The sequence below is a fragment of the Tardiphaga sp. genome (assembly GCF_044340795.1).
Lineage (GTDB): Bacteria > Pseudomonadota > Alphaproteobacteria > Rhizobiales > Xanthobacteraceae > Tardiphaga.
Genome location: NZ_JBIISY010000085.1, coordinates 1 through 24673, shown reverse-complemented (window position 1 = coordinate 24673; position 24673 = coordinate 1). Strand labels below are relative to the sequence as shown.

Sequence of the window (24673 nt, the reverse complement as noted above, 5' to 3'; positions counted from 1 at the left end):
GCTTACGTTGCTCATCGGCATCGGCATTTTCGGCGGTCTCGGCCAGATGCTGTTCACGGAGAGCTATCGCTACGCGCCCGCGTCTTTCTTGGCGCCGTTCGACTACACCGCGATGCTATGGGCCTTCCTGCTCGGATTCTGGATGTTTGGCGAAGTGCCGACCATCTATGTCGTGATCGGCGCCATTATCGTTGCGGCTGCCGGCATCTTCGTCATCCTGCGCGAGCGTCATCTCGGCCTGAAGCGCCTCCGCGACACGCCGATGTCACCGATCTCGGCCATGGCCGACGACGAGGCAGATCCGGACGCGCCGGTGACAGTGCTGGGCAAGCCGCGCTAGACAAAGCGCAATTGCTGCAATGCACACGCGCGGCGGCGAAGGCGCGAGCTGCGGCATTTTTGAATTTGGAATATGCACAATGTGGCAGGCCTTGCTCCTGCCACCTCGGTGCACTTAAATGCCGTCTGTCGCATCCACGCGACACCCGTGCATGGCGGGCTCAATGGCGGAATGATCGCGCAAGGTTGCTTGCCGCGCAGGCCGCTGTCCCACACGACCTGTCTGCCCATACCCGTCTGCACTGGCGCTCAACAAAAACGCTTCCGCAATTCAAAGAGGTTACCAATGGTCAACCGCCTGCAATTCTACATCGACGGCGCCTGGGTCGATCCCGCCGTCAAGAAGTCGACGCCCGTCGTCAACCCGGCGACCGAAGAAGCGATGTATGAAGTTGCCCTCGGCTCCAAGGCCGACGTGGACAAGGCGGTCGCGGCTGCCAAGCGCGCCTTCGAGACCTTCTCGCAGACCACCCGCGAAGAGCGCGTCGCGCTGCTCGAAAAGATCATCACCGCCTACAAGGCCCGCATCAAGGACATCGGCGCGTCGGTGTCGGACGAAATGGGCGCCCCGCTGCCAATGGCCGAGCGCCTGCAGGCGGGCGCCGGTCTCGGCCATCTGACCGCGACCCTCGACGTGCTCAAGAGCTATGAGTTCGACGAGAAGCACAATCAGGCGGTCATCACCAAGGAGCCGATCGGCGTCGTCGGCATGATCACGCCGTGGAATTGGCCGCTCAACCAGATCGCCTGCAAGGTCGCGCCGGCGATCGCTGCCGGTTGCACCATGATCCTGAAGCCGTCGGAATTCACCCCGACCTCGGCGCTGATCTTCGCGGAAGTGATGCACGAAGCCGGCGTGCCGAAGGGCGTGTTCAACCTGATCAACGGCCTCGGCCCTGAGGTCGGCGTCGCCATGAGCGAGCATCCGGATATCGACATGGTGTCGTTCACCGGCTCGACCCGCGCCGGCATCGACGTCGCCAAGCGCGCCGCCAACACCGTCAAGCGCGTCAGCCAGGAGCTCGGTGGCAAGTCGCCGAACGTGATCCTCGAGGGCGCTGATTTCGTGAAGGCCGTCACCGGTGGTGTCGCGCACATGTTCAACAATTCCGGACAGTCGTGCAACGCGCCGTCGCGCATGATCGTGCCGCAGGGCGCGATGAAGGAGATCGCCGCCATCGCCAAGGCCCAGGCCGACAAGACCAAGGCCGGTGATCCGCGTGCCGATGGCACCGTGATCGGCCCGGTGGTCAATCGCGGCCAGTGGGACAAGATCCAGGGCCTGATCCAGAAGGGCATCGAGGAAGGCGCCACGCTGGTCGCCGGCGGCCCCGGCCTGCCGGACGGCGTCAACAAGGGCTTCTATGTCCGTCCGACGATCTTCGCCGACGTCACCGAGAACATGACCATCGCCCGCGAGGAAATCTTCGGGCCGGTGCTCGTGATCATGGGTGCCAAGGATGAGTCCGACGCGCTCCGCATCGCCAATGACACGCCTTACGGTCTGGCCGGCTATGTCTCGGCCGACACCATTGAGTCCGCCCGCAAGTTCGGTCGCCGTATCCGCGCCGGCAACGTCAATCTGCAGGGCGCCCCGAACGACCGCACCGCGCCGTTCGGTGGTTACAAGCAGTCCGGCAACGGCCGTGAATGGGGCAAGGCGGGTCTCGAGGATTTCCTCGAGGTCAAGGCCATCGCAGGCTACGACGCGGCGTAAGACCGCGTTTCGAAGCGAAAGCTTCGTGACTGAAAACGCCGGGGCGAAAGCTCCGGCGTTTTTGTTGGAGGCTGCCTCGCACACTTCGAGAGGACATCGTTCATGACACACGCTCCGATCATCCGCAGTCTTCAGGCATTCTGTTTTCGCTATCCGCTGGCTGTGCCGGTCGTCACGTCGTTCGGCAGCATGGTTAATCGTCCGGCCGTGTTCGTGCGGGTCGAGGACGAGGATGGGCAAGTCGGCTGGGGCGAGGCCTGGTCGAACTTTCCTTCCGTTGGTGCCGAGCACCGCACGCGCATCGTCAACGAGATCATCGCGCCGCTGGTGGTGGGGCAACGTATCTCCAGTGCCGGTGTGATGTTCAACGAACTCAGCGCTCGCTTTAGCACATTGGCGCTGCAGTCGGGCGAGCAGGGGCCGTTCGCTCAGGCGCTGGCCGCCGTGGACATCGCATTATGGGATCTGCTCGCAAAACGCGCGGGTGTTCCGCTCTGGCGCATGCTTGGCGGAACATCATCGCAGATGCGGGTTTACGCCAGCGGCATCAATCCCGACGGCTGCGTTGCCACGATGGAGCGGATGCAGGCCCAAGGCCACCGTGCCTTCAAGCTCAAAATCGGTTTCGATCCCGCTGGCGATCTCGCTAATCTTCGCGATCTCCGCCATGCCGCCGGTGGCATGATGCTTGCGGCAGATGTCAATCAGGGCTGGACGCTGGAGCAGGCCATGCAACTGGCTCCGCAGCTCGACGCATTTGATCTTGCCTGGCTGGAGGAGCCGTTGCGCGCCGACCGTCCGTGGAGCGAATGGCACAGGTTGCGAGAGGTCACGGCGCCGCCGCTGGCTGGTGGCGAAAACATCGCGAGCGTCGAAGCATTCGACAATGCACTGTCAGAAGGCGCGTTGCGGGTCATCCAGCCGGATGTAGCCAAATGGGGTGGCATCACGGCCTGTCTCGCAGTGGCGCGCACTGCGTTGGCAGCTGGGCGGCTTTACTGCCCTCATTATCTCGGCGGCGGCGTTGGCCTGCTCGCTTCGGCTCATCTTCTCGCTGCCGCAGGCGGTGACGGTCTGCTCGAAATCGACAGTAACGATAACCCGCTGCGGGATCGCTTCTGCGGTCCCGTCGCGCAGGTCCGCGACGGAATGATCATTCTTTCGGATGAGCCGGGCCTGGGTATCGAGCCCGACCTTGCCGCAATCGCGCAATATCGGACGATGTGAGCCTAGCCGCCGAGTGCGCCCTGCGCATTCACATAGATCGCATAGATCGACTGGCTCGAAGCCATGAACAGCCGATTGCGCTTGGGACCTCCGAAACACACATTGGCGCAACGCTCCGGCAAAGCGATCCGGCCGATCGGCGCTCCGTCCGGCGCGAAGATCATCACGCCATCGAGTTCCGGGGTGCCCATGCCCCAGCCGCACCACAGATTGCCGTCGCTGTCGCAGCGCATGCCATCGGGCGTGCCGGGGCCGGCATCGATCAGCACGCGCTTGCTGTTCAGCGTCCGGCCATCCGCGGACAGATCGTAAGCGAGGATCTTGCGGTTCGGCACGCCGCGCGATTCCACCACATAGAGCAGCTTTTCATCCGGCGAGAAGCAGAGGCCATTGGGGCCGAGCACGTCATCGGCGACGATGGTCGCCTGCAGCGTATCGCCATCGATGCGATAGATGTTCTGCCCGATCTCCGATGGCGCCTTGTTGCCTTCATAGTCGCTCATCAAGCCGAAGGGCGGATCGGTGAACCAGATCGAGTTATCCGACTTCACTACCACGTCATTCGGTGAGTTCAGCTTCTTGCCGTCGAAACTGTCCATCAGCACGGTGATGCTGCCGTCATATTCAGTGCGTGTGATGCGGCGGCCATGTTCGCAGGTGATCAGGCGGCCCTGACGGTCGCGCGTATTGCCATTGGCGTAGTTCGATGGCCTGCGGAAATCGCTGACGGCGCCGGTCTCTTCATCCCAACGAATGATGCGGTTGTTCGGAATGTCCGAGCACAGCAGATAGCGGCCATCGCCGAAATAGACCGGGCCTTCCGCCCAGCGCATGCCGGTGGCGATGCGCTCGATAGCGCCAAGCTTGACCCAGTATTTTTCGAAGCGGGGATCGAGGACGTGGATGGCGGGATCGGGATAATAACTCGCCGGCTGCCAGCCAGCGGTATGTGGCGCGTGGTGGGACATTCGCGTCTCGTTATGTTTGTTGCCGTTTCCTCAGACACAGTTGCTAGCATCGGCAACAGGAGGTGGCAATGTCGGGCCCTCAATGCTGGCCCGTCGCGATCCGACCTGACCGACGACATTGTGAGAATGAGACGGCTTGTCCCGCTATTCCGCGCGCGCCATACTCGTTGCAACGAATGACAAGCAGCGTGAGGGACGGAATGCCCAGGATCTTGATGACAGGCGCATCGGGTGGGATCGGCACGCGCTTGCGTGAACTCCTGCCACCGATCTATCCCGATCTCATGCTGAGCGACCTCAACACACCGTCGAACCTTCGATCCAGCGAGACGTTCAAGCAGGCCGATCTCGCCGATCTCGCGGCCGTGGAAGCCATCTGCGAAGGCGTCGATGGCATTCTGCATTTCGGTGGCTTCTCGGTGGAAGGCCCATGGGACACGATCCTGCAAGCCAATATCATCGGCTGCTACAATCTGTTCGAGGCCGCGCGCAAGAAGGGCGTGAAGCGGATCGTATTCGCCTCGTCGAACCATGCCGTCGGCTTCTATCCGCGCCACAGTAAAATCCCGCCGGGTGTCACCGCACGCCCGGACAGCCGCTATGGCGTCAGCAAGGTGTTCGGCGAGGCATTGGGGGCGCTTTATGCAGACAAACATGGCCTATCGGTCACCTGCCTGCGCATCGGCAATTTCGGCGATATCCCGCTCGACAAGCGACGGCTGTCGATCTGGCTGAAGCCGGAGGATCTGGTGCAGCTCTGCCGGATCGGCATCGAGCATCCCGACATTCATTTCGAGGTACTCTATGGCGCGTCATATAACGAGCGCGGCTGGTGGGACAATACGCGCGCCTACGAACTCGGCTATCGCCCGACCGGGAAGGGCGAGGATCATCGCGAACACGCGATGGCGGAACAGGTGAAGCTGAAGCCCGATCCAGTCGGCGATTTCTACCAGGGCGGCGCGTTTTGCAGTGCCGAGTTCTCGGGAGATTTCAGTAAAATCTGGCAACCGAAATAGAGCCGAAATCGTAGGGTGGGCAAAGCGCAGCGTGCCCACCTCCAAATGCACGGCTGGGGAAGGTGGGCACGCTGCGCTTTGCCCACCCTACAAGCCTCGCATTGACATCCGCTCCCGCGGCTTCATAAGAACCATTCAAAACAAGCAGCGGGAACGCACATGGCCGACGGATTGCGCAAGGGACTCACGAGTTATGGCGATGCCGGGTTTTCGCTGTTCCTGCGAAAGGCCTTCATCAAGGCCATGGGCTATTCCGACGATGCGCTCGATCGCCCCATTGTCGGCATCACCAATACGCACAGCGATTACAACCCCTGCCATGGCAATGCCCCGCAGATCATCGAGGCGGTGAAGCGCGGCGTCATGCTGGCCGGCGCGCTGCCGATGGTGTTCCCTACCATCTCCATCGGCGAGAGCTTTGCGCACCCGACCTCCATGTATCTGCGCAATCTGATGGCGATGGATACCGAGGAGATGATCCGTGCCCAGCCGATGGATGCGGTGGTCGTCATCGGCGGCTGCGACAAGACGCTGCCGGCGCAGATCATGGCGGCGCTTTCCGTCGATCTGCCCACGGTGGTGATCCCCGTTGGTCCCATGGTGGTCGGCCATCACAAAGGCGAGGTGCTCGGCGCCTGCACCGATTGCCGCCGCATGTGGGGCAAGTTCCGCGCCGGCGAGATCGACCAGCAGGAAATCGACGATGTGAATGCGCGCCTCGCGCCCTCCGTCGGCACCTGCATGGTGATGGGCACGGCTTCCACCATGGCCTGCATCACCGAGGCAATGGGCCTGTCGCTGCCCATGAGCGCAACCATTCCGGCGCCGCATGCCGAGCGTTTCCGTTCCGCTGAAGCCAGTGGCAAGGTCGCTGCGGAGCTGGCGAAGAACAAGGGACCGAAGCCGAGCGAATTCCTGACCCCGGGGTCGTTCCGCAATGCGCAGGTGGTGCTACAGGCGATCGGTGGGTCCACCAATGGCCTGATCCATCTCACCGCCATGGCTAATCGCACGCCGAACCGCATCGATCTCGGTGCCTTCGACGATCTCGGCCGCGACGTGCCGGTGCTGGTCGATCTGAAGCCGTCGGGCGATCACTATATGGAGCACTTCCACCATGCGGGTGGCGTGCCCAAGCTGATGGAGCAGCTTGGCGATCTCATCGATCTCGATGCGAGGTCCGTTACTGGCCAGACTTTGCGCGAGATCGTTGCCAAGGCCGAGGATGTGCCGGGGCAGGACGTCATTCGCTCAAAGGATAATCCGATCAAGCGCGAGGGCGGTCTCGCGATCCTGCACGGCAATCTCGCGCCGCGCAGCGCCGTCATCAAGCACGCAGCGGCCTCGCCGAAGCTCCTGCAGCACACCGGCCGCGCCGTGGTGTTCGAATCCGTCGAGGACATGACCAACCGCGTCGATGATCCCGATCTCGATGTGAATGCCGACGACGTGCTGGTGCTGCGCAATGCAGGCCCCAAGGGCGCGCCGGGCATGCCAGAGGCCGGCTATCTGCCGATCCCGAAGAAGCTCGCCCGCGGTGGCGTGAAGGACATGGTGCGCATCTCGGACGCGCGCATGAGTGGCACCGCCTTCGGCACCATCGTGCTGCACATCACGCCGGAGAGCGCCGTGGGCGGCCCGCTGGCGCTGGTGCAGAATGGTGACATGATCCGGCTGGACGTGGCGAAACGGTCGATCGATCTGTTGGTGGATGACGCCGAACTCGAAAAGCGTCGTGCCGCATTGCCGCCGGTGGTGACGCCAGACTGGGCGAAGCGCGGCTACGCGCATCTGTTTCACACAACCATCACGCAGGCCGATGAAGGCTGCGATTTCGATTTCATGACCGGTGAGGGGAAGACGTAGGCTCTTACTTCCCTCTCCCCTTGTGAGAGAGGGTGGATCGAACGCAAAGCGTTCGAGACGGGTGAGGGGTAGCCACAAGCTCCGAGCCCGCGGTTACCCCTCATCCGTCTTCGCTTCGCGAAGCCACCTTCTCCCACAAGGGGAGAAGGGAAGACGAAGCGTCGATAGCTACACCTTCTCGAACGCCGCCTTCACCGCTGCGATATCCGCCAGTGTCGGCAAGCCCGCTTCATTGCCCAGCTTCTGGATCTTGTGTGTCGACGCCGCGCGCGCGAACTGGAAATGCTCCGACCAGCTTGCACTGGGGTTCGCAAGATACGAATACACATAGGCTCCGTGAAACACGTCGCCGGCGCCGTTGGTGTCGATCACCTTGTCACGCGGGATCTTGTAGGCGGACTGCGTATGAACGGTGCCCGCTTCATCATACCAGAGCAGGCCGCGCTCACCGAGCGTGACGCCGCCGACACGGCAGCCACGGCCCTTGAGATAGTCCAGCATCTTCTCCGGCGTCAGGTCCATCTGCTCGCACAGGCGTTCGGCGACGATGGCGACGTCGATATATTCCAGCAGCTCATGCGTATTGGTCCGCAACCCGCCGCCATCCAGCGACGTCAGGATGCCGGCCTCCCTGCACAGTTTCGCATAGTGGATCGCTGCATCCGGCTGATGCCCGTCCACATGCAGCGCGCGGCAGGCGCCCAGATTCAGAAGCGGGAAGGGATGGATATGCTCGTCGTCACGACAACGGACAATGGCGCGCTTGCCGTCCTTCGGCATGATGAAGGACAGCGACGACGATGCCACCTTGCGCGGATGAATCTCGATATTGTACTTCGCGCTCATGTCCATGAACATGCGTCCGAGCCAGTCATTGGCCACGGTGGCGATCAGGTCAGGCACGATGCCCAGCTTGGCGCAGGCGAAGGCCGCGGTGACGGCATTGCCACCGAAAGACACGGCATAGTCGGAGGCGACATGTTTTTCGTCGCCGGTCGGCATGTGGTCGGTGATGAAGGTGACGTCGATATAGGTCTGTCCGATAAAGAGCGCTTTCATGAATCCGTCCGTCGCGTCAGAGTGATGGCGGTGCGGCCGCCGACATCGGCCACACCGGCAGCTTAACAGCGGCGGTGCCGCCTGCCAGCGAAATTGTGCGGTGCCAGAAGATCGTCCCGCGCCCCTGTCTGTGCCGCAGGCATGGCCACACTGGGGCAAATCGCGCAAAGCGCCTGCGTCGTCTTGACCGGCCGGCCGCAAAGGCTGGCATAGTGGGCGGATAAGAAACGGGAAGGAGCAAGCGATGATCACCGGGCTCGATCATGTCGTCATTCTGCTGGACGATCTGGAGGCAGGCATCGCCACCTATCAGACATTGTTCGCGCGAAAACCATCCTGGCGCAGCACCAGCGAGGGCGCCGAGCTCGCGATTTTCACACTCGCAAATATGTCCGTCGAACTGATGGCACCGCAAGGCGAGGGCACGGCAGCAACCCGCATCCGGGCCGTGCTGCCGGAAAGCGGCGGGTCACTCGCCAGCATCTGCTTCGCCACCGCGGATATCGCGAAGATGCATCGCCGCCTCGATCGCGTGGCCTTGAAGCCGGAGCCCATCACAGAGGTCGAGAGCAGGGACCGCGACACCGGCGCTGTCTTGTCGTGGAGACGTACCCGTGCAGCGACCGACCAGACCCGCGGCGTGCGCCAGTTCTTCCTCGAACTGAACGGCGAACGCGAGGTCTCGACCAGCACGAGTGACAGCCCGATCATCGGCCTCGACCACATCGTGGTGTCCACCCACGATCCCGAACGTGCCGCGGCGCTTTACGGCGCGCGGCTTGGCCTCGATCTCGCGCTGGATCGCTCGAATCCCGAGTGGGGGCACCTGATGTTTTTCCGCTGCGGCGACCTGATCGTCGAGGTGGTGCAGCGGCCGCATAATGAAGGTGATGTCCATCACGACGTGCTGTGGGGCATGACCTGGCGCGTTGCGGATATCGACGCCGTGCGCGAGCGCCTGCTCGCCGCCCATGTCACCATCTCCGAGGTCCGCAACGGCCGCAAGCCCGGTACCCGCGTTGCCAGCCTGCGTGACGGCACGCTGGGAATTCCGACGCTGCTGATCGAGCGGACGGAGAAAGAAGGGTGACGTTCTCGCGCTACCGCACGAAATGCGATACGCCCTGCCAGAGCAGCACCACCGAGATCACCAGCAGCATGGCATAGGCGATATTGTAGAACAGATCGGTGGGCGTGCGCTTCACCAGCCAGATGCCGAAGAAATTCGCCATCACGGCAGCGGGCAGCAGCAGCAGCGATGTCGCGAAATTCGCGGTGCTGAACTGGCCGAGTGCCAGATAGGGGCCGATCTTCAGCGCGTTCACGATGGCGAAGAAGATCGTCATGGTTCCCACCAGCACCATCTTCGGCAATCGCTGCGGCAGCACATAGACCTGGAACGGCGGGCCGCCCGCCTGGGTCATGAAGGACGTGAAACCCGAGACGGCGCCCCAGAACACGCCGCCAGCCGGGCCCATGCGGCGTGGCTCGATCTGCGCGCGCTTGCGCCAGACATCGATGACGAAGATGAGGCCGATCAGACCGACGGTAATGCGCACCGCATTGTCCGAGATATAGGATGCAAACAGCCAGGCGACAGCCATGCCGATGAGTGCGCCGGGCAGCATGATCTTCAAATTCGAAGCGTCCCATTCGCGCCGGAAGACGTAGAGCGAGATCAGGTCCTGCGTGATCAGCACCGGCAGCAGCAGCGCCGCAGCTTCCAGCGGCGGCAGATACAGCGCCAGCAGCGGCGTCGCGGCGATGCCAACACCAGCAAAGCCGCCCTTGGACAGGCCGAGGAACAGCACCGCCGGGATGGCGACGACATAGAAGAAAGGGTCGGTGATGATGGTGGGCACTGCGGAATCCGGTTGGGTCGCGCTGTGATAGCGGTGCCACCGTTAAAAGGCGACGGATGTTTGTGCATACACGCCAGAAGCCAAGCCATTCTCAATGCTGCAACCTCATGCTACAGCCGTTGAGGTTGCCGGCGTGATCCATCATCCCGGTGAGCGACAGGGAAGACGTTTGGCCAAGAAACAAACAACCAGGCAGCCGATCAAGACACGATCGACCAAAGCGGGCAAGGCCACGCGGTGGCAGCGCGATCCCGAAGGCATGCGGCTGCGCATTCTCGCAGCTGCCACCAAGGAGTTTGCTGCGCGGGGGCTGGCCGGTGCGCGGGTCGACCGCATTGCCGCCGCTGCCGGCGCGAACAAGCGCATGCTGTATTACCATGTCGGCAAGAAGGATGATCTCTATCTGGCGGTGCTGGAAGGCACCTATGCCAAGATCCGTGCCGAGGAGCGTACACTCGATCTCGAACATCTCGATCCGCCGGAAGCGATCGAGAGCCTGATCACTTTCACCTGGAACTATTTCATCCGTAATCCGGAATTTCTTGCGCTGCTGAACACCGAAAATCTGGAGCGCGCCCGGCACATCAAGCGTTCGGACAAGGTGAAGTCGATGCATTCGCCCTTCGTGGAAATGATCCGCGAAGTGGTGCTGCGCGGCGTGGCGTCCGGTGACTTCAAGGTCGCGATGGACCCGGTGCAGCTCTACATCTCCATCGCCGGACTGAGCTTCTTCTACATCGGCAACAATGCCACGCTGAGCGTGATCTTCGGCCGCGATCTGCTCGCCAAGGACGCCAAGGACGAGCGTCTGGCGCATATGGTGTCGCTCATACTGGGTGCGCTGACAGGCCGTTCGGCGGCGGAGATTCCGCTACCGAAGGCGGTGCTAGGCACCGCGCAAGTCCGGCACAGCGCCTGATCCGCAGGGCGAGCAGAGCGCAGCGGACGCTCCATCGAGTGTCTTGCATATGATGGCCGGCACGCCTCCGTCGCCGCGCTTCGCGCGATGGCAGGCAGGTCGCGCTGCCGGCCAGACGGCGGCGTTTTTGTGACCGCAAACTGCGCCTGTCCACAGCGGCTTTTCTCAAAACCAACTGAAATGACAGCACTATTTCTCTTAGTTGATCACCCGATTGACAACGCAACCGCCCTGGCTAGTATTTATCCAACGAGTTAATTGCGACCGCGAAGCCGGCAACTGGGAGACGAAACGCGTGAGTGAGAAAAAGGCGCCGGGGGCAGTGACCAGACTGCTGAATTCCTCATGGCTGCGCCCGTTCATCTTTTTGATCTTCATCATCGTCAGTTGGGATCTCTCGATCCGCATCTTCGGCATTCCGGCCTATCAGATCCCGGCGCCGATGGACGTGGTGAAGGTGCTCTACACCGACTGGCCCGAGCTGCTGTCGCAGTCGTGGCCGACGACCTATGCGACATTGCTCGGCTTCCTGGCCTCGGCCGTGTTCGGCATTCCGATCGCGATGCTGATCGCCGGCTCGCGTACGGTGGAGAGCTATATCTATCCGCTGCTGGTGTTCTCGCAGTCGATCCCGAAAGTCGCCATCGCGCCGCTGTTCGTCGTGTGGTTCGGCTTCGGCATCATTCCAAAAATCATCTCGGCCTTCCTGCTTGGCTTCTTCCCGGTGGTCGTGTCCGCTGTGCAGGGCTTCAAGTCCGTCGATCCCGACATGGTCGATCTCGCCCGCGCCATGAAGGGCAGTCGCGTCCGTGTGTTCTGCGCGGTGAACTTGCCGCATGCGCTGCCGGCGATCTTCTCGGGCCTCAAGGTTTCGGTGACGCTCGCCGTGGTCGGCGCGGTGGTGGGCGAATTCGTCGGCTCCAATTCCGGCATCGGCTATGTACTGCAACGCTCGATCGGCACCTTCGATCTGCCGACCATGTTTGCAGCGCTCGTCATTCTCGCACTGCTCGGCGTGATCCTGTTCTGGATCGTCGATCGCATCGAGCGGATTGCGATTCCGTGGCACGTCAGCCATCGCGCTGATGTTTTCGTCGCGTCTTGATTTGACGCCAAACTCCAAATGCGGCCCGGCTGAACGGGCCGCCTTCACCTGCTTCAAAGGGAGGCTGACTATGCTGAAATGGGTTACCGCCGTATCTACTGCCGCGATCGCGGCGACGATCGCCTTCACCGCGCCGGCCGCCGCTGCCGACAAGGTGACGCTGATGCTCAACTGGTATGTCTATGGCGAGCACGCGCCGTTCTATTACGGCAAGGCCAAGGGCATCTATGCGGCTGAAGGCATCGATCTCGACATCCAGGAAGGCCGTGGTTCGGCTGCCACCGTGCAGGCCGTCGCCGCCAAGACCGTGAATTTCGGTTATGCCGACGTCCCGACCATGATGCGCGCCGCCGTCAAGGGCGCTCCTGTGATCGCCACCGGCGTGCTGCTGCAGACCACGGCGATGTCCGCCATGGGGTTTGTCGACAAGAACATCAAGAAGGCCGAAGACCTCAAGGGCAAGACCGTCGCAGTCACGCCGGCCGACGCGCTGAGCCAGATCTGGCCGCTGTTCCTCAAGAAGGCTGGCCTCAAGGAAAGCGATCTCAAGACAGTTGCCGGCGACGCGCAGACCAAGCTGAACGCCGTGATCAACGGCCAGGCTGACGTGCTGCTCGGCTACGTCATGGATCAGTCCATGAAGATCAAGGACGCCACCGGCAAGGACGTCAATGCGATCAAGTTCGCGGACTACGGCATCCATCTCGTCTCTTCGGGCATCATCGCCAACACCGACTGGGCCAAGGCCAATCCGGATCTGGTCAAGCGCTTCATGAAGGCGACCATCAAGTCGGTGGAAGAAGCCCAGAAGGAGCCGAAGGTCGCAGCGCAGTCGATCCTCGATGCCAATCCGAAGGGCGGCAAGATCGATACCCTGACGCAGGGCTTCGAACTCACCACACAGTTCTACAAGACGCCCGAAACCAAGGCCAAGCCGGTGTTCAGCGTCACCGACCAGAACATGAAGGAGTCGGTGGAACTAATGGTCGAGTACGGTGGTCTGGAAGCGAAGGCGAAGGACAATCCGAAGGCCTTCTACACCAACGACTATCTGCCGAAGTAAGCACGAAAGTTAGGACGCCTGATGACTGCAACGATGAAAGCCACGAGCCATATGAGCGTCGATCAACCCAGCGCGCATCTTCGTGTCGTGTCGGAGCAGCCGCAAAACGCGGCGTCGGGGATCAATCTCTCCGGCGTCTCAAAAACCTACGGGACCGGCGACGGCAAGGTGCAGTCGCTGCGTCCCCTGGACTTCCACATCAATGACGGCGAGTTCTTCGTCGTGGTCGGCCCGTCTGGCTGCGGCAAGTCCACGCTGCTCAAGATGATCTCGGGCCTGCTGGCGCCGACCACGGGCGAAATCCGCGTCGATGGCAACAAGGTCACCGAGCCCCATGGCGATGTCGGCATCGTGTTCCAGAATGCGCTGCTGCTGCCGTGGCGGAACATTTTGAACAATGTGCTGATGCCCATCGATATGAAGGGCGAGAAGCGCGAAAAATACATCCCGCGCGCCAAAGAACTGCTGAAGATGGTCGGCCTCGAAGGCTTCGAGAAGAAGCTGCCCTGGCAGCTCTCCGGCGGCATGCAGCAACGCGCCTCGATCTGCCGTGCGCTGGTTCATGATCCCAAGATCATGATGATGGACGAGCCCTTCGGTGCGCTCGACGCCATGACGCGCGAGAAGATGAATGTCGAGCTGTCGCGCATCCAGCGCCGGACCGGCAAGACCATCTTGCTCATCACCCATTCGATCCCGGAAGCAGTGTTCCTCGCCGACAAGGTGCTTGTCATGACCGAGCGCCCCGGTGGCATCGCGGCGATCTATGACGTGCCGCTTGGCCGCGACCGCAATCTCGATGTGATGTCGAACCCGATCTTCACCGATCTGGTCGCCCGCATCCGCAAGCATTTCATGACCAACAGCGCGCTGGACTAAGCCGTTGACCACTGCACCACGCATAGCCCTGCGCGACATCACGCTGTTCGAGCGCCCGACGGCGTTCGTGCGGCCGTTTCGCTTCGGCAGCGTGACGGTGCATGCCGCGTCGCAGGCTTTTGTACGCGTCGAGCTCGAAGTCGAGGGCAGGGGTGTCTTCGTCGGCGCTTCCGCCGAGCTGATGGTGCCAAAATGGTTCGACAAGCGGCCGCATCTCGCCACCGATGACACGGTGAACGAGCTGCGTCAGTCGCTGATGATTGCGAAAGATCTTTATCGCGCGCAATCCGGCTTCATCACCGCCTTCGGCCTGCATGCCGCCTGCATTGGCGCGCAGATGAGCGCTTGCGCCGCGCGCGACATCCCGCCGCTCGCTGCATGCTTCGGTCCCGCGGAAATCGACAAGGCCGTCCTCGACGCCTTGCTCCGCGGTCTCGGCACCGATTTCTTCTCCGGCATGAAGGCCAATGTCGCCGGCCTCACGTCGCGTCTAGCGCCCGATCTCGGCGCCGATGACATCGCGACTTTCCTGGCCAGCCGCGAGCGCCTCCCGCGCGTCGCGCTGCGCCACACGGTCGGTCTCGATGACGTGATCGAAGGCGAGGGCGGCGTCGCCGATCCCTCGGAGAATTCAGGCGCGCGTTATTTCAAGCTGAAGATGAACGGCGATCCCGATGCCGATGCAAAGCGCCTGACGCGGATCGGCAACGCGCTCGCAACGCTGCCTTACGACTATCAGGTGACGCTCGACGCCAACGAGCAATATGCCGATCTCGAAGCGCTCTGCACGCTGGTCGATCGCCTCGACAAGGACGCCGCGCTGGCGCCGATCGCATCGAAACTGCTCTATATCGAGCAGCCGATGCCGCGCGATATCACGCGCGAGCAGCCGCTCGGTCTCCTGAGCTCCCGCGCCTTCATCATCGACGAGGCGGACGACAGCTGGGATGCCTTTCCCGCTGCGAAGGAGCTCGGCTATCGCGGCATCTCCTCAAAATCCTGCAAGGGCTTTTACAAGTCCATTGCCAATGCCACCCGCGCCGCGGCGTGGAGCGCGCAGGGCACGCCGCATTTCATCACTGGCGAGGATCTCACCTGCCAGGCCGGCCTCGGCGTGCAGCAGGATCTCGCGCTCGGTGCGCTGATCGGCGTCACCCATGCCGAGCGCAACGGCCATCATTACGTCGATGGCTTTGGCTTCGCACCGGCAGGCGAGGCCGAAGCCTTCCTGCAAGCTCATCCCGATCTCTACAGCCGCGATGAAGATTTCATCCGCCTGCAGATCAATGACGGCGATCTCCTCACGGGATCGCTCACCACTCCCGGATTCGCATCCGGCGCACATCCGGACTGGACGGCACTGACGCCGCTCGCAGTCCCCGAACCAAAAGTCCTCCAGGAGTCCTGACTATGGCTGTCCACCGCCTCGGCATTATCATGAACGGCATCACCGGCCGTATGGGTCTCAACCAGCACCTGATCCGCTCGATCGTCGCGATCCGCGCACAGGGCGGCGTCACGCTCAAGAACGGCGATCGCATGATGCCGGATCCGATCCTGGTCGGCCGCAATGCCGAGAAGATCGAAGGCCTCGCCAAGCGTTTCGGCATCGAGCGCTGGACCACCGATCTCGACAAGGCGCTGCAGGATCCGAACGACACCATCTTCTTCGATGCTGCCACCACCCAGGCGCGTCCTGGCCTGCTGCAGAAGGCGATCGCCGCCGGCAAGCACATCTATTGCGAGAAGCCGATCGCGACCAACCTCGCCGAAGCCCTCGACGTCATCAAGGTCGCCAATGCCAAGGGCCTCAAGCATGGCACGGTGCAGGACAAGTTGTTCCTGCCCGGCCTGAAGAAGCTGGCGATGCTGCGTGACAGCGGTTTCTTCGGCCGCATGCTCTCGGTGCGCGGCGAGTTCGGCTACTGGGTGTTCGAGGGCGACTGGCAGGAAGCCCAGCGTCCGTCCTGGAATTACCGTGCTGAAGACGGCGGCGGCATGATCCTCGATATGGTCTGCCACTGGCGTTACGTGCTCGACAATTTGTTCGGTGAAGTCGAGAGCCTCACCTGCTTGGGGACCACCGATATCCCGGCGCGCTGGGACGAGCAGGGCAAGGAATACAAGGCGACGGCCGACGACAGCGCCTATGCCACCTTCAAGCTCAAGGGCGGCGTCATCGCCCACATGAACATGTCCTGGGCCACGCGCGTCTATCGCGATGATCTCGTCACCTTCCAGGTCGACGGCACCCATGGTTCGGCTGTGGCCGGTCTTACCGAATGCGTGATCCAGGCCCGTCAGGCGACGCCGCGTCCGGTCTGGAATCCCGACGAGAAGCGCACCCACGACTTCTATGCCGACTGGCAGAAGGTCCCCGACAACACCGTCGATGACAACGGCTTCAAGGTGCAGTGGGAAATGTTCATCCGCCACGTCTGCGAGGACGCGCCCTACAAGTACACGCTGCTGGAAGGCGCCAAGGGCGTGCAGACGGTGGAAGCCGCGCTGCAGAGCTGGAAGGAGCGTCGCTGGGTCGACGTTCCCGCACTCAAGGTCTGAGGTCTCGTCATGAATAAGCCAGTCCAGTCCACCACCGGCTCATCGCTGTCGCTCAAATTGCCGACCGCGGACCGCAGCATCGAGACCTATCGTCTTGCAGCCTCGCGTTCGTTCCCGGCCAAGCTCAGCGGCACGCTCAACCGCGTCGCTTTCTCGGCGGCGCATGTGGTGGCCGACCCGCTCGCCGAATGCGATCCGTGGCTCAATCAGGCGATCGATTGGGATAAGACCATCGCGTTCCGTGAGCATGTGTGGGATCTCGGCCTCGGCGTTGCCGAAGCCATGGACACCGCCCAGCGCGGCATGGGTCTGGACTGGCCCACTTCACTCGAACTCATCACGCGCTCCGTCGCGGCTGCCAAGCCGCGTAACGGTCTCGTGTTCTCCGGCGCCGGCACCGATCATCTCGCTGTGGAAGATGCCAAGTCGATCGACGATGTCATCAAGGCCTATGAACAGCAGTTCGAAGCCATCGAGAAGGTCGGCGGCCGCATCATCCTGATGGCGTCGCGTGCGCTGGCCAAGATCGGCAAGAATGCCGACGACTATGCAAAAGTTTATGACCGCATCCTGTCGCAGTCGGCGAACCCGGTGATCATCCACTGGCTCGGCGACATGTTCGATCCCGCTCTTACCGGTTACTGGGGCACGTCGGATCTGGGCCTGGCGATGGACACCGCCACCGATGTCATCAATCGCAACGCCGCCAAGGTCGATGGCGTAAAAATTTCGCTGCTCGATGCGCAGCGCGAGATCGACATGCGCCGCCGTCTGGTGCCGGAAGTGAAGATGTATACCGGCGACGACTTCAATTATGCCGAACTGATCGCCGGCGACGACAAGGGCTATTCCCACGCGCTGCTCGGCATTTTCGATGCCATCGCGCCGGCCGCATCCTATGCGCTGTCGCGTCTCGCAGCAGGCGATGAAGCCGGTTTCCACGATGTGCTCGGCCCGACCGTGCCGCTGTCGCGTCACATCTTCAAGGCGCCGACCCGCTTCTACAAGACCGGCATCGTCTTCATGGCCTATCTCAACGGCCATCAGGATCACTTCACCATGATCGGCGGCCAGGAAAGCACGCGCTCGACCCAGCATCTCGCCGAACTGTTCCGCCTGGCCGACAAGGCCGGCCTGCTCGCCAATCCGGAATTGGCCGTTGCGCGGATGAAGTCGGTCATGGCCACGCGCGGGATCGACGCCTGATCATGCGCGATTTCTCGAAAGATCATCGCTGGCTGTCGCTGAATACAGCGACGGTCCGCAAGCAGGGCGATTTCGTCGCCATCGCCGAGGCGTGTGCCCGTCACAAGATCCGCGGCGTCTCGCCATGGCGCGATCAGGTCGCGCATGTCGGGCTCGACCGCGCCGTGAAGGCCGTGAAGGACCACGATCTCGAACTGTCCGGCTATTGCCGCGGCGGCATGTTCGTGTCCGACGCCGCGCATCGGCAGGCCGAGCGCGACGACAACAGGCGCTGCGTCGATGAAGCCGTGGCGTTGGGCTCGCCCTGCATCGTGCTCGTCGTCGGCGGCCTGCCGCAATATTCGCGGCCAGGCAGCGTGACGTCAAAAGATATCATCGATGCCCGCAACCAGGTCGATGACGGCATTGCCGCGATGCTCGACTATGCGAAGCAGGCAAACATGCCGCTCTCCATCGAGCCGCTGCATCCCGCCTACGCCGCCGACCGCGCCTGCGTGAACACCACGGAGCAGGCACTCGACATCTGCGACCGCCTCGACCCCAACCGCACCGGCATGCTCGGCGTCGCGCTTGATGTTTATCACATCTGGTGGGACCCGCAGATGCTCGGCCAGATCGAACGGGCCGGGCAGGACCGTCTGCACGCCTTCCATGTCTGCGACTGGCTGGTGCCGACCAAGGACATCCTCAACGACCGCGGCATGATGGGCGACGGCGTCATCGACATCAAAGCTGCACGCGCGGCCGTGGAAGCGCAGGGCTTTGCCGGCTACTCCGAGATCGAGATATTCTCGGAGCACTGGTGGAGCAAGCCGATGGATGAGGTGCTACAGACCTGCATCGAGCGGCATAAAACGGTGGTGTGAGCCACAACCCCTCTAGTCCCGCTCGCTTTCGAGCGGGATGAAGCGCGGCGCCTGCGGGGGCGAGGGGATCTCCCGCGCTCGGTTGCGCGCAAGTTCATATGGCACGACGCGCAACTTCGTTTGTCGTCTCTCAAAAGGTTGGGAGTACGGGGCTTTTTGCTCGAAGTGTCGGGTATCGGACCGACATTTTCTGCCTCGGTCGCTAAGTTTTTCGTGTCGCACGGCCCATAACATTTGATGGCTTTGACAGTGCCGTGCCCCGCTTGATTGACGGGGAGCTACCGATGGCATCGTCCGATGGTCCTACCGCTTCAGGGGCGGAGATCAAGCGCCCCACTTGCGCAAGATGCGGCGCGGTCATGGCTTTTGCGCGACGCTCTCCCGCCAAACCCAATCTCGAGATCCGCACATTCGCGTGCCCGAGATGCGGAAGCACGACAGATACGCTGGCCAATATCGACCCGACGAAATAACCAGAAGCTGTCGCGCATCGGAAACCGGATCAGCCATCATTTGGAGGCTCGGCCGTCAAAGGTGAGAAGCGCGCCAGTTGAAGCAGCGCTGAAGTCTGCTGCGCGGTGCGCTGGTCGTGGCTGTTCTGGATCGTGGCGATTTAGGCGTCAGTAGTCACCATATGGGTCCGTTGCGATGTCTTTGAATTTTGCCCGAGCCGGAATTGTCGCGGCGCTGGCCTTGGGATGCATCGTGCTGCCTTCGTCGGCGCAGGCCAATGATCCGCGCCTGGCCAAGTGTTCGACCCTCACTGACCAGCTCATCGTGATGATCCAGGGCAGCAGGCTCGACCGCGCCAGGCGCTTCAAGGCGCGGCTTGACTCGTGCATCCGGCTGCAAGGCTTGAGTATCGAGCGCGATATGCGGCGCATCGTGGGGCAGGGGCCGAAGTAGGCGCTCTCCGCACGAGGATCTGCGGGGACACGCACGCGCGATCCGACACGAGGCCGACAAGCACAAGCGGTGGCTCCGGTCCCGCCAGGTGGATGCCGGCCAAAGGCGGTGCCAATTGCGGTGAATATCGAGATACCGAAGCGGCCAAGAAACTTGCTGGATTGTCGCGATATGGGCCGCCCTTACCGCGCTGTTGGACGCGTGCGGGTGAGGCGAAGAGCTTGGCTTTCCGAGGTTTCGCAAGGCAATCCAAAGGGAGGTGCGTCCATGACTGGAAGAACAGTCATTCGACCTGCAGAAAACCTCCTACTCTTATCGGTAATGCATTGATATTAATGAGATTTATTTGACTGGTAGGCGTCGCTAATCACGTCCCATCGACCCGCCACGCGTTGACGAGCGCTGCGCGTCCCTCCTGACGCGAGGGGAGATCCGCTTATCCCCGCGGACGTCCTTGGCGCCGCGGGTTCGCCGCACTGTGGCTCCCCGGATACCACCCCCGGTAAATCCCCTGATGCAACGCACCAATTCATTGACAGGAACAATGGTGAGCGCTTACTCACGCCGCCATGACGACTCTCCGCATGACCCATGATCTCCGGCGCGAACTGATCCTGTCAGCCGCGAAGCGCTGCTTTGCGCATAACGGCTTTGCCGGCACCACGACCAAGAGCGTGGCCGCCGCCGCATCGATTTCAGAAGGGCTGCTGTTCAAGCATTTCCCCACCAAGTCGGCGCTCTATGCCGAGATCCTGGCTGAGGAATGCAAGGCCGATCCGGCGCTCAACCGGCTGCTTGATCTGCCGGCCTCGACCGAAACCCTGGTGATCCTGATCCGCGAGATGGTGCGACACTTTCTCGAGATCGCTCGCCAGCAGGACGATGACGACGAGGAAGCGCAGCGCCTGCGTCTGGTCACGATCAGCTATCTCAATGACGGCGAATTCGCGCGCCTGATGCACGAGAAGATCGCCGGCATCATCGGCTCGGCTTTCGTCGCCGCGTATGAGCAGGCGGTCAAGACGGGCGATGCGCGCGCATCATCACAGGCACCGATGAATCTGTTCTGGTTCGCGCATCACGCGGCGATGACCACCTCGCTGTCGCTGCTGCCGACCGTGCCAAGTCTCTCTTACGGCAAGGCAGAAAGCCTCGATCTGCAACTCACCGAATTCATCCTTCGCGGGATCGGACTGAACGACGATGCCATCGCATCGCATATACACCGCGCGCTGCCGCCTGAACTGATGCCGGCGCACGCGACCACGACAGAAAGCGCATAAGATGACAATGACTCAAAATCCGCACACTGCGCAGCAGCACCCGTCCGTCGAGAAGCCGCGCAAGCGTCCACGCACGGTGAAGTGGTTCATCATCATCGGCATTCTGCTGGCCATTCTGGTGGGCGGCATCGTCGGCTTCAATGCCTTCCGTGCCAGCATGATCAAGCAGTTCTTCGCCAATATGAAGCCGCCGCCGATCAATGTGAGCATTGCCGAGGCGAAGTCCGAAGTGGTGCCGAACCTGATCGGCGCCGTCGGCGATCTCGCCGCTGTGCATCAGGTCAATGTGTCCTCCGACACCAATGGCCGCGTCACCGAGATCATGTTCCAGGCTGGCGCGACCGTGAAGAAGGGCCAGCCGCTGGTGCAGCTGTTCGACGGGCCGGAGCAGGGCGATCTCGCCAACTTCAAGGCGGCAGCCTCCGTGGCGCGCATCAATCTCGATCGCGCCAAGCAGCTCGCCGAACGTCAGGTCGGCCCGCAGGCGACCGTCGATACCACGCAGGCGGTCTATGATCAGGCGCTGGCCAGCATCGCCAAGACCGAAGCGGTCATTTCGCAGAAGCAGGTCCGCGCGGCGTTCGACGGCGTGCTCGGAACGCGTCGCATTGAAGTCGGCCAGTATCTCACCGCCGGTACGCAGATCGTGTCGCTCACCGATCTGTCGGCGGTCTATGCCAACTTCACCGTGACCGAAAAGGATTCGGGCAAGCTCGCCGTCGGCCAGATCGTGCGCATCAAGGTCGATGCCTATCCGGGCCGCAGCTTCGAGGGCAAGCTGACGACCATCGAGCCGCAGATTTCCGCCGATACGCGCAACATCCGCGTGCAGGCGACGATCCAGAATCCGGAAGGCATTCTGAAGCCCGGCATGTTCGCGACCACGACAGTCGTGCTTCCGGATAAGCCTGCCGTCGTCACCGTGCCGGAAACCGCCGTCGACTACACGCTCTATGGCGACAGCGTCTATCTGCTGGAAGAGAAGAAGCTCGAGGACGGCAAGACCGAACTTCACGCCATCCGCACCTTCGTGCGCACTGGCGACCGCATCGATGGCCGCGCCGTGATCACCCAGGGCGTGAAGGCCGGCGATCGCGTCGTCGCCGTCGGCCAGCTCAAGCTGCAGTCGGGCGCCTTGGTGCAGATCTCGTCCGATCCGCCGCCGAAGATTCCCGCCAAGCCGCCGCTGAACTAAGGACGGGAGCACACACGCATGTCCTTCACGGATATCTTCATCAAGCGCCCCGTGCTGGCGGTGGTGGTCTCGCTGCTGATCCTCCTGATCGGCCTCAAGGCTGCTTTCGACCTGCCGATCCGGCAATATCCAAAACTCACCAATACGGTGATCACGATCACGACCGCCTATCCCGGCGCGTCGCCGGACCTGATGCAGGGTTTCATCACCACGCCGATCGAGCAGGCCGTCGCCGCCTCCGAAGGCATCGACTACATGACCTCGGCCTCGACCCAGGGCCAGAGCCTGATCTCGGTCTATATCAAGCTGAATGTCGATCCGAATGCGGCGCTCACCGAAGTGCTGTCGAAGGTCAACTCGGTCAAATATCTGATCCCGCGTGAAGCCAATGACCCGGTGATCCTGAAATCGACCGGCGAAACCACCGCGATCATGTATCTCGGCTTCTCCAGCGACGAACTCTCCGGCTCGGCGATCTCCGACTATCTGACGCGCGCCGTGCAGCCGGTGCTGTCGACCGTGGACGGCGTGGCCAATGCGGAAATCCTTGGCGGCCAGACCTTTGCCATGCGTCTGTGGCTCGATCCGGTCCGCATGAATGGTCGCGGCGTGTCGTCCGATGACGTGGTCAATGCCATTCGCAGCAACAACTTCCAGGCAGCGGCGGGCCAGACCAAGGGCTATTACATCGTCTCCAACGTCACCGCGAATACCGACCTCCAGAATGTCGGCGAATTCAAGCGGATGATCATCAAGGCGAAGGATGGCGGTTTCGTCCGCATGGAGGACATCGCCACCGTCGAACTGGCGGCGCAGAGCTCGGATGCGTCGGTCGCCTTCAGCGGCGAGCGTGCGATCTTCATCGGCGTCAAATCGACGCCGCTGGGGAATCCGCTTAACATCGTCAAGGGCGTGCGCGATCTGTTCCCGGAACTGGAGCGTAACCTGCCGCCGTCGATGAAGATGAAGGTGGCCTATGACTCGACCAAGTTCATCACCTCGTCCATCGAGGAGGTGCGCAATACGCTGATCGAGGCGGTGGTGATCGTCGTGGTCGTCATCTTCCTGTTCCTGGCGTCGCTGCGCTCGGTCATCATTCCGGTGGTGACGATTCCGCTGTCGCTGATCGGCGTCTGCAGCTTCATGCTCGCGATCGGCTTCAGCTTCAACCTGCTGACGCTGCTGGCGATGGTGCTCGCCATCGGCCTCGTGGTGGACGACGCCATCGTGGTGGTGGAGAACATCCATCGCCATCTGGAGGAGGGGAAGTCACCGGTGCAAGCGTCGCTGGAAGGCGCACGCGAAATCATCGGTCCGGTCATCTCCATGACCATCACGCTGGCTGCGGTCTATGCGCCGATCGGCTTCATCGGCGGTCTCACCGGCGCGCTGTTCCGCGAATTCGCCTTCACGCTCGCCGGTTCGGTGATCGTGTCGGGCGTCATCGCGCTGACGCTGTCGCCGATGATGTGCTCGGTGCTGCTGAAGCAGGAAGAGCCGGGCTGGTTTGCCAAGAAGGTGGACAAGGTGTTCGGCGCCACCACGCGCTGGTATGGCCGTCAGCTCGATCGCTCGCTGGACTATCGCCCGATCACCGGGCTTTTCGCGGTGGTCATCCTCGGCCTCGTCGGCTTCATGTATATGAACACGTCCAAGGAGCTGGCACCCGAGGAAGATCAGGGCATCCTGTTCGCCATCACCAAGGGTCCGAAATACGCCAACATCGATTACTCCGATTACTACGGAGACAAGATGGACAAGGTGTTTGCCCAGTTCCCGGAAACGGATCTGCGCTTCATCATCAATGGCATCAATGGCCCGAACAACGGCATCGCCGGCATGCTGCTGAAGCCGTGGGACGAGCGCAAGCGTTCGACCAACCAGCTCAAGCAGCCCGTGCAGAACGAGCTCAGCAAGATCGAGGGCGTCAATGCCTTCGCTTTCAACCTGCCGGCTTTGCCGGGCGGTCCCGGCGGTCTGCCGATCCAGATGGTGATCAACACCGTGGGCAGTTTCCAGTCCGTCTATGAGGAGATGGTGAAGCTGAAGGCGGAGGCGCAGAAGAGCGGTCTGTTCATCGTCTCGGACAGCGATCTCGACTTCAACCAGCCGGTGGTGCGCGTCAGCGTTGATCGCTCGAAGGCCAACGATCTCGGCGTCACCATGCAGAGCGTCGGCAATACGCTGGCCGTGATGCTGGGTGGCAACTATATCAACCGCTTTAACCTCGAAGGTCGCTCCTATCAGGTGATCCCGCAAGTGCCGCGCGGCATGCGCATCTCGCAGGATTCGCTGGCCAACTACTATGTGCCGACGGCCACGGGCCAGCAGGTCCCGCTGTCGACACTGGTGAAGGTGGAGACCGGCACCAACCCGAATGCGCTGTCGCATTTCAACCAGCTGAACTCGGCGACCTTCCAGGCCGTTCCGATGCCGGGCGTCACCGTCGGTCAGGCGGTGGACTTCCTGGAAAGTGCTGCGAAGAAACTGCCGGCTGGCTTCAACCACGACTATCTGGCTGACAGCCGCCAGTATGTGCAGGAAGGCAACCAGCTCGCGGTGGCGTTCGGCTTCGCGCTGATCATCATCTTCCTGGTGCTGGCGGCGCAGTTCGAGTCGATCCGCGATCCCC

Annotated in this window: 21 protein-coding genes; 18 read left to right on the top strand and 3 right to left on the bottom strand. The window is 62.1% G+C overall.

The genetic code is table 11. From position 1 onward, the window contains the following. From ACIQ17_RS15570 to ACIQ17_RS15560, 3 genes are all read left to right on the top strand, one after another. The coding region (locus ACIQ17_RS15570) for an EamA family transporter (protein ID WP_398469956.1) at window positions 1-340 on the top strand (340 nt) is incomplete at its 5' end. A gap of 285 nt (window positions 341-625) precedes the next feature. Further along, entirely contained in the window at window positions 626-2056 is a 1431-nt protein-coding gene (locus tag ACIQ17_RS15565) for an aldehyde dehydrogenase family protein (protein ID WP_398469955.1), read from the top strand. 102 nt (window positions 2057-2158) lie between these two features. After that, on the top strand, window positions 2159-3283 hold the full coding sequence (locus tag ACIQ17_RS15560) for a mandelate racemase/muconate lactonizing enzyme family protein (protein WP_398469954.1): 1125 nt from the start codon (window positions 2159-2161) through the stop codon (window positions 3281-3283). 2 nt (window positions 3284-3285) lie between these two features. Here ACIQ17_RS15560 and ACIQ17_RS15555 read toward each other — a convergent pair whose 3' ends face one another. Further along, on the bottom strand, window positions 3286-4251 hold the full coding sequence (locus ACIQ17_RS15555; protein WP_398469953.1) for an SMP-30/gluconolactonase/LRE family protein: 966 nt from the start codon (window positions 4249-4251) through the stop codon (window positions 3286-3288). 200 nt (window positions 4252-4451) lie between these two features. Between ACIQ17_RS15555 and ACIQ17_RS15550 the strand changes: the two genes are divergently transcribed. Together ACIQ17_RS15550 and ACIQ17_RS15545 are read left to right on the top strand one after the other, a co-directional pair. Then, window positions 4452-5270 (top strand): NAD-dependent epimerase/dehydratase family protein, encoded by an 819-nt coding sequence (locus tag ACIQ17_RS15550; RefSeq protein WP_398469952.1) that lies wholly within the window; start codon window positions 4452-4454, stop codon window positions 5268-5270. Window positions 5271-5429: 159 nt separating this feature from the next. Further along, the gene (locus tag ACIQ17_RS15545; RefSeq protein ID WP_398469951.1) at window positions 5430-7136 is read left to right on the top strand and encodes an IlvD/Edd family dehydratase; all 1707 of its coding nucleotides are present in this window, start codon (window positions 5430-5432) and stop codon (window positions 7134-7136) included. Window positions 7137-7304: 168 nt separating this feature from the next. Here ACIQ17_RS15545 and ACIQ17_RS15540 read toward each other — a convergent pair whose 3' ends face one another. Continuing rightward, window positions 7305-8195, bottom strand: a complete 891-nt coding sequence (locus ACIQ17_RS15540; protein ID WP_398469950.1) for a sugar kinase — start codon at window positions 8193-8195, stop codon at window positions 7305-7307. A gap of 244 nt (window positions 8196-8439) precedes the next feature. On the opposite strand from ACIQ17_RS15540, the gene ACIQ17_RS15535 reads away from it, so the two are divergent. Further along, a complete protein-coding gene (locus ACIQ17_RS15535; protein ID WP_398469949.1) occupies window positions 8440-9285 on the top strand; it encodes a VOC family protein in 846 nt (281 codons plus the stop codon). A 10-nt stretch (window positions 9286-9295) separates the two neighbouring features. Here the strand turns inward: ACIQ17_RS15535 and ACIQ17_RS15530 are convergent, their stop codons facing one another. Next, window positions 9296-10057, bottom strand: a complete 762-nt coding sequence (locus tag ACIQ17_RS15530) for a sulfite exporter TauE/SafE family protein (protein WP_398469948.1) — start codon at window positions 10055-10057, stop codon at window positions 9296-9298. Window positions 10058-10316: 259 nt separating this feature from the next. On the opposite strand from ACIQ17_RS15530, the gene ACIQ17_RS15525 reads away from it, so the two are divergent. From ACIQ17_RS15525 to ACIQ17_RS15470, 12 genes are all read left to right on the top strand, one after another. Then, window positions 10317-10976 (top strand): TetR/AcrR family transcriptional regulator, encoded by a 660-nt coding sequence (locus ACIQ17_RS15525; RefSeq protein ID WP_398469958.1) that lies wholly within the window; start codon window positions 10317-10319, stop codon window positions 10974-10976. 295 nt (window positions 10977-11271) lie between these two features. Continuing rightward, complete coding sequence (locus ACIQ17_RS15520) at window positions 11272-12081, top strand: ABC transporter permease (RefSeq protein WP_398469947.1); 810 nt, start codon at window positions 11272-11274, stop codon at window positions 12079-12081. Between the two features lie 70 nt (window positions 12082-12151). Further along, complete coding sequence (locus tag ACIQ17_RS15515; protein WP_398469946.1) at window positions 12152-13144, top strand: ABC transporter substrate-binding protein; 993 nt, start codon at window positions 12152-12154, stop codon at window positions 13142-13144. Between the two features lie 21 nt (window positions 13145-13165). Next, window positions 13166-14023, top strand: a complete 858-nt coding sequence (locus ACIQ17_RS15510; RefSeq protein ID WP_398469945.1) for an ABC transporter ATP-binding protein — start codon at window positions 13166-13168, stop codon at window positions 14021-14023. 4 nt (window positions 14024-14027) lie between these two features. After that, window positions 14028-15431 (top strand): hypothetical protein, encoded by a 1404-nt coding sequence (locus ACIQ17_RS15505; protein ID WP_398469944.1) that lies wholly within the window; start codon window positions 14028-14030, stop codon window positions 15429-15431. Window positions 15432-15433: 2 nt separating this feature from the next. Next, complete coding sequence (locus ACIQ17_RS15500) at window positions 15434-16585, top strand: Gfo/Idh/MocA family protein (RefSeq protein WP_398469943.1); 1152 nt, start codon at window positions 15434-15436, stop codon at window positions 16583-16585. A gap of 9 nt (window positions 16586-16594) precedes the next feature. Then, the gene (locus ACIQ17_RS15495) at window positions 16595-17791 is read left to right on the top strand and encodes a dihydrodipicolinate synthase family protein (protein WP_398469942.1); all 1197 of its coding nucleotides are present in this window, start codon (window positions 16595-16597) and stop codon (window positions 17789-17791) included. A 2-nt stretch (window positions 17792-17793) separates the two neighbouring features. Next, the gene (locus ACIQ17_RS15490; protein WP_398469941.1) at window positions 17794-18657 is read left to right on the top strand and encodes a sugar phosphate isomerase/epimerase family protein; all 864 of its coding nucleotides are present in this window, start codon (window positions 17794-17796) and stop codon (window positions 18655-18657) included. 705 nt (window positions 18658-19362) lie between these two features. Next, window positions 19363-19563 (top strand): hypothetical protein, encoded by a 201-nt coding sequence (locus ACIQ17_RS15485; protein WP_398469940.1) that lies wholly within the window; start codon window positions 19363-19365, stop codon window positions 19561-19563. 569 nt (window positions 19564-20132) lie between these two features. Further along, a complete protein-coding gene (locus tag ACIQ17_RS15480; RefSeq protein WP_398469939.1) occupies window positions 20133-20846 on the top strand; it encodes a TetR/AcrR family transcriptional regulator in 714 nt (237 codons plus the stop codon). A 7-nt stretch (window positions 20847-20853) separates the two neighbouring features. Beyond that, the gene (locus ACIQ17_RS15475) at window positions 20854-22041 is read left to right on the top strand and encodes an efflux RND transporter periplasmic adaptor subunit (RefSeq protein ID WP_398469957.1); all 1188 of its coding nucleotides are present in this window, start codon (window positions 20854-20856) and stop codon (window positions 22039-22041) included. Between the two features lie 18 nt (window positions 22042-22059). Next, on the top strand, window positions 22060-24673 hold a 2614-nt coding region (locus ACIQ17_RS15470; RefSeq protein WP_398469938.1), incomplete at its 3' end, for an efflux RND transporter permease subunit.